Here is a 5,927-nt window from a genome sequence, read left to right on the forward strand (position 1 = left end):
TAAATAATTAAAAATCTAAAGAAAATAATTTTTTAGCATTTTGTGAAGTTTGTAGTGCTACTTCTTCTAAACTAATATTGCGTAAATTTGCAATTTTTTCTGCAATTATTTTAATAAAAGCTGGCTCATTTCTTTTATTTTTAGCTATAGGAAAAGGTGTTAAAAAAGGAGAATCAGTTTCTAAAAACAATTTATTTAAAGGAATGGTTTTTACAATTTGATGAGCTTCAAAAGAATTTTCATAAGTAACAATCCCACCGATTCCGACATAAAAACCTAATTCAACAGCTTTTTGTGCTTCTCGCAAATGAGTAGTTAAACAATGAAAAACACCTTTAATTTTATATTGATAAGGTTTTAATATCTCATATGTTTCATCAAAAGATGATCTAGCATGCAAAATAATGGGTAAATTGTATTTAAGTGCCAATTGAATTTGTAATTGTAAAATTTTTTTTTGTACATCTAAAGAATCTTTTTCATGATATAAATCTATGCCAATTTCTCCTACAGCAACCACTTGAGGCAAACTTAAATATTGTTCAATACTGAAAGGATCTTCGTTACACCAATAACAAGGATGAATTCCTACCGCTGCTTTAATAAAAGGATTTTTAATCGCTAATTCTACAGCCTTTTCATTAGTTTTATGCTCTAATCCTGGAACAATAAAATATTTCACATCATTTTGTGAAGCTCTATTAAGAACATAAGGTAAATCTTTCTGAAAGACTTCTAAATTAAGATGCGCATGTGTATCAATCAACATATTTATTCAACTTTTCTTTTTTTTATAATTATCATATTTCGAAAAAACATATTTTTTTAAATCTAATACATAAGAAAGAAAAACCCAAAATAAAACAATGGGTTTTTTATTAAAAAAGTTTCAATTGTTTCCAAAAATTGAAATTACATATGAATTGGTTTATCAATGACGCCTAAAACAGTTTCTAAAGTAAGTTCAGATAAAGTCGGATGCGGATGAATAGTGTGTGCTACGTCATAAGCTGTTCCTTCTAATTCCATAGCCAAACCAATTTCACTAATTAATTCTGTAGCATTATAGGCAAAAATATGCATGCCTAAAATCTTTAAACTTTTAGCTTCTACGATAATTTTTGAAAAACCTTCTGTTTCACCATCAGCTAAAGCTTTACCAATAGATCGTACTGGCATTTTAAAAACTTTAAAATCTAAATTTTGTTCTTTCACTTGTTGTTCAGTTAAACCGATAACAGCGATTTCAGGGAAACCATAAATACAAGACGGAACATTATAATAATTCATAGGTTTCAAATATTGCTTTTCCCCTAATAAAGCATGTGAAACTGCAATCATACCTTCATGGCTAGCAACATGTGCTAACATATATTTTCCATTAACATCACCAATAGCATAAACGTCATCTATTGAAGTTCTTAAAAAACGATCTGTTACAATACCTTGTCGATCTATGACTAAATTCAATTTTTGTAAACCATAAAGATTAGGACGAGTACCTACAGCCATCAGAATAATATCTGCTTTGAGTCTATGTTCTTCGTTTTCATAAGCATAAGTTACTGTATTATCTTGAATTTTCATCACAGAAGCATCCGTTAAAATTTGAATTTTATCTTTTTTCAATTTTTGAGTATAAGAACGAGATACATCTTGATCCAAAGTATGAAGTATAGAATTTTGTTTTTCTAAAATAATAACTTCAGCACCGAATTTATTAAAAACAGTAGCAAACTCTACTCCAATAATGCCGCCACCAATAATAATAATTTTTTGTGGAAATTTTTCTAATTGTACAAGTTCTTTACTTGTATATAAATATTTATTGTTATAAGCTTGTTGAGCTCCTGGAATAGGTGGTATAAAAGCATTAGAACCCGTAGCAATAATAAGTTTTTTTGTTGTTAAAACTTGTTCTCCAACTTTTACCTGTTGTGGTGTAAAAACTTCAGCTGTGCCATCATAAACGTCAATTTTATTTTTTTTTAAAAGAAGACTGATCCCATTAGTTAATTGCTTAACAATTTTATTTTTACGTGCTAATATAGCGTCCCAATTAAAAGTTGCTGGACCTTCAAAATTTAATCCAAAAGTTTTTATTTTTTGTAAAAAATCAAAAAGCTTAGCACTTTTCAAAAAAGCTTTCGTAGGGATACAACCATAATTTAAACAAATTCCACCAATTTTATGTTCTTCTACTAAAGCTACTTTTGCACCCAACTGAGAAGCTTTAATAGCTGCTACGTAACCGCCGGGTCCTCCTCCTATAATTAAAATATCATATTTGTTCATCATTAATCTTTAACTTAAGTATTTTCAACATCATTTGATGTTTTAAAAATATGTTTCTCCAAAACAGTAGTATCAGTTAAGAGATTTGATATAAAATGTAAAAATCTACCACCATCTGCTCCATCAATAATACGATGATCAATACTTAAAGAAAGAGGTAATATATCGGATATACAAATTTCATTATTTTTCACTATTGGTTTTTTCACAATTTTACCAATACCTAAAATCGCTAATTCAGGATGATTAATTACAGGAGTTCCATATAAAATATCTAAAGAACCGAAATTACTCAAAGTAAAAGTACCTTTTTGGAGTTGATCCAATTTTATTTTTTGTTCTAGAGTATTCTTACTCAAAATTGCAATTTCTTGAGCTAATTGTATTACGTTATATTGAGCTGCATTCTTAATATTAGGTACAATTAAACCTTTGGGAGTGTCGATAGCTATACCTAAATTAATATTTTTTTTAATAATTATCTCATCTTTGTCATCGTCAAAACTCGCATTAAACAAAGGAAATTTTTGTAAAGCCATAATTACTGCTTTAGCAATAAAAGCCATATAAGTTAATTTAATTCTTTGTTCTAATACTTCGTTTTTAGTATTTTGTCTTAACACAACTAAATTACTAACATCAACTTCTTTAATCAAAGAGACATCAGGGATCAGTGTTTTAGAAATAATCATTTTTTTCGCAATAGTTTTTCTTAAACGTGAAATTTTAACTATTTCTACATCTTCTTGAGTATTAATAGAAGAAACATTTTTAAAATTTAATTTTTCTTCGTGATTATTTTGATTCATTTTCTAACATCCTTTATTTTTGAAAATATTTTAATTTTATGGAAAAGAATCTTACTTAATCTCAACTAATAAATCGCCTAATTTAACTACTTGACCATCTTTAGCAAAGATAGTTGTAATAACTCCTGTTTGAGGAGAAGGTATTTCCACTTCTACTTTATCAGTTTCAATTGATACAATAGAGTCACCTTCTTGAACAGTATCTCCTACTTTAACTTTAAAACTAATAATAGTTCCTTCGGAAATACCTTCGATCACTTCATAAAATTTAATTTGTTGTGACATTTTTGCGAAACCCTTTCAATTTGATATTTTTGATTCGTTTGTATAGAAAACTTATTTCTATAATTTATTAAAAATCTTTTTAATTCCATAAATAATTTTATCAGAATTCAAAAATTGATGATGCTCTGCACGACCTAAAGGCATAATAATATCATTTCCTGTAATTCTCTGCGGAGCGCTTTTTAAAGCATTAAAAGCATGTTCATTAACTAAAGTAATTATTTCTCCTGCTGGACCATATGTTTTGGTAGCTTCATGAACAACTACTAAACGACCTGTTTTTTTAACAGAATTAATTATTGTTTCACGATCAATTGGATTGATAGTTCTTAAATCAATGACTTCTACCGATATACCTTTTTGAGTTAACACATCAATAGCTTTGCATGCAATAGGAATAGCAGAACTCCAAGCTACTAAAGTAATATCTGTTCCTTCTTTCACTATTTTCGCTTTACCAATTTCGACTTCATAAATGCCTTCTGGCACTTCTTGTTTTAAAGCACGATATAATAATTTTGGTTCCATATAAACAACAGGGTCTGGATCATTAATAGCAGCAATTAAAAGTCCTTTAGCATCATAAGCATTCGAAGGAATAACTACTTTCAACCCAGGAAAAAAACTAACAATTGGTTCAACAGATTCAGAGTGATGTTCTAAAGCTTTTAATCCTGCTCCAACTGGAAATTTCAAAACCATAGGACATGAAAAACTACCACGAGAACGATTTCTAAAACGAGCAGCATGTGCAACTAAATCTTGTAATCCTACATACATAAAACCATCCAGTTGAATTTCAGCAATTGGAATTAAACCATTTAAAGACATTCCAATGGCGCTACCGACAATACCTGATTCTGTAATAGGAGTATTAAAAACACGTTTTTCTCCATGTTTATCTTGTAAACCAGCAGTAACACGGAAAACTCCCCCTAATTTTCCTACATCTTCACCAAACAAAACTATCTTGGGATTATGTTCTAATTGAAGATCTAAAGCATTATTAATAGCTTCCAACATATTCATTATTGCCATATGCGTTTATTTTCCTTCCTTTTGGTATTTCAAAAACGTTTCATAATCGAGATATTGTTCTTTTAATTGTTGAGTCATGTCTTTATAAACATATTCAAAAAGTTCTTTGATTTCTATTTTAACACCGTAAGTCAATATTTTTTTATGTAAACTATTAACATAATCAATTGTGTTTTGTTCAATTTGGGTGATTAATTCTGGATTTAATACTTTTTTATTTAATAAATATTTTTGGAAACGTTTAATAGGATCTTTTGTTTCCCATTCTTGTGCTTCTTCTTTACTACGGTATAAATTAGGGTCATCATTAGTAGAATGTGCCCCCATACGATATGTAATCATTTCAATTAAACCTGTGCCTTTTCCTTGACGAGCTGCATCAGTGAATTCTTTCACGGCAGTGTAAACAGCTAAAACATCATTCCCATCAACTTGAATGCCTGGAATACCAAAAGCATAAGCTTTTTGTGCTAAAGTCTCAGCTTTAGTAGCTTTTTGTCGAGGAGTGGAAATAGCATATTGATTATTTTGAATTAAAACTACTAAAGGAGCATCCATAGAAGCTGCTAAATTTAAACCAGAATAAAATTCTTCATGTGATGTTCCACCGTCGCCAATAGTAGCGATAGTTACTTCATTTTTTGATTGAATTTTACTCGCAATAGCTAAACCTGCTCCAATATTAATTCCTGAACCAATAATAATATTGACAGGTAAAATACGTTTAGCAGGATCTAATTGAGAACCTTTTTCATGGCCATACCAATAAAGATAAATTTGTTCCAAATCAACATTACGAGATAAATATAAACCTAAATCTCTGAAATAAGGAGAAATCCAATCTTGTTTTTGTAATGCGGCTCCTGTTCCAATTTGGCAAGCTTCATGCCCTTTATTCACAATATAATTCAACATTCTTGTCTCTGGATATGGATATTGCTGATATTGCACAGCTTTAACATCAGCGATTCTCGTTAAAACCATTTTTTTGTACATATCCAATAATTGATCATTTGATATTTTAGGTTCTAATTTTTCATTAATAATCTCCCCATTAATATCTAAAATTTGCAACTGTTTTTTTTTCAAAGGATTATATAAATCATCAAAAATTATATTCATAACTATTCCTCTATTTTTTACTAAAAATATTTTTAAATATTTTATTTTTATTGCTGAAAAAATTTTTTAAAAAACTAAAATTATATAAAAAAACAACAAACTACCATCATAGTCTTTACTTTTTTCAACTATTTTTAGAATAATGATTTTCTTTTCTAAATTAATTGATTTCCAAAATAATTTTCATGATATAAGTAAAAAAATTATCATAATTATATTTATTGTATAATAAATCAAAAAATGTTAAACCACACCACATATCTAATGAAATATATTTTTCAAATAAAAAAACATCAAAAAAATAAGGACACTGAAAATAAAACCTAAAACCTTTGAAAAAAGCAAAATTTTGTCAAAAGAAAAAATTTAATTTTCTTT

The 5,927-nt window shown here is 28.4% G+C and carries 6 protein-coding genes; all 6 read right to left on the bottom strand.

The genetic code is table 11. The annotated features are described in order from the left end of the window. Window positions 1-7: 7 nt before the first annotated feature. The 6 genes from AlmWB_RS00610 to AlmWB_RS00635 all read right to left on the bottom strand — a co-directional run bounded on the left by AlmWB_RS00610 (window position 8) and on the right by AlmWB_RS00635 (window position 5,549). Window positions 8-769 (bottom strand): TatD family hydrolase, encoded by a 762-nt coding sequence (locus AlmWB_RS00610; protein ID WP_050337108.1) that lies wholly within the window; start codon window positions 767-769, stop codon window positions 8-10. Between the two features lie 143 nt (window positions 770-912). Further along, window positions 913-2,295 (bottom strand): dihydrolipoyl dehydrogenase, encoded by a 1,383-nt coding sequence (gene lpdA, locus AlmWB_RS00615; protein WP_050337109.1) that lies wholly within the window; start codon window positions 2,293-2,295, stop codon window positions 913-915. 14 nt (window positions 2,296-2,309) lie between these two features. Then, a complete protein-coding gene (locus AlmWB_RS00620) occupies window positions 2,310-3,104 on the bottom strand; it encodes a dihydrolipoamide acetyltransferase family protein (protein ID WP_050337111.1) in 795 nt (264 codons plus the stop codon). Between the two features lie 51 nt (window positions 3,105-3,155). Further along, the gene (locus AlmWB_RS01910) at window positions 3,156-3,389 is read right to left on the bottom strand and encodes a biotin/lipoyl-containing protein (protein WP_050337113.1); all 234 of its coding nucleotides are present in this window, start codon (window positions 3,387-3,389) and stop codon (window positions 3,156-3,158) included. Window positions 3,390-3,446: 57 nt separating this feature from the next. After that, complete coding sequence (locus tag AlmWB_RS00630; RefSeq protein ID WP_050337115.1) at window positions 3,447-4,427, bottom strand: alpha-ketoacid dehydrogenase subunit beta; 981 nt, start codon at window positions 4,425-4,427, stop codon at window positions 3,447-3,449. A gap of 6 nt (window positions 4,428-4,433) precedes the next feature. Further along, window positions 4,434-5,549, bottom strand: coding sequence for a thiamine pyrophosphate-dependent enzyme (locus tag AlmWB_RS00635; protein ID WP_050337117.1), 1,116 nt, complete (start codon window positions 5,547-5,549; stop codon window positions 4,434-4,436). Between the last annotated feature and the right edge of the window lie 378 nt (window positions 5,550-5,927).

The sequence above is a fragment of the Candidatus Phytoplasma phoenicium genome (assembly GCF_001189415.1).
Taxonomy (GTDB): Bacteria; Bacillota_I; Bacilli_A; order Acholeplasmatales; family Acholeplasmataceae; genus Phytoplasma; species Phytoplasma phoenicium.

What these genes read in the sequence shown, in the direction of transcription:
- AlmWB_RS00610 (WP_050337108.1), bottom strand. Translation starts at nt 769, where the DNA reads ATGTTGATTGATACACATGCGCATCTTAATTTAGAAGTCTTTCAGAAA.
- lpdA (WP_050337109.1), bottom strand. Translation starts at nt 2,295, where the DNA reads ATGAACAAATATGATATTTTAATTATAGGAGGAGGACCCGGCGGTTAC.
- AlmWB_RS00620 (WP_050337111.1), bottom strand. Translation starts at nt 3,104, where the DNA reads ATGAATCAAAATAATCACGAAGAAAAATTAAATTTTAAAAATGTTTCT.
- AlmWB_RS01910 (WP_050337113.1), bottom strand. Translation starts at nt 3,389, where the DNA reads ATGTCACAACAAATTAAATTTTATGAAGTGATCGAAGGTATTTCCGAA.
- AlmWB_RS00630 (WP_050337115.1), bottom strand. Translation starts at nt 4,427, where the DNA reads ATGGCAATAATGAATATGTTGGAAGCTATTAATAATGCTTTAGATCTT.
- AlmWB_RS00635 (WP_050337117.1), bottom strand. Translation starts at nt 5,549, where the DNA reads ATGAATATAATTTTTGATGATTTATATAATCCTTTGAAAAAAAAACAG.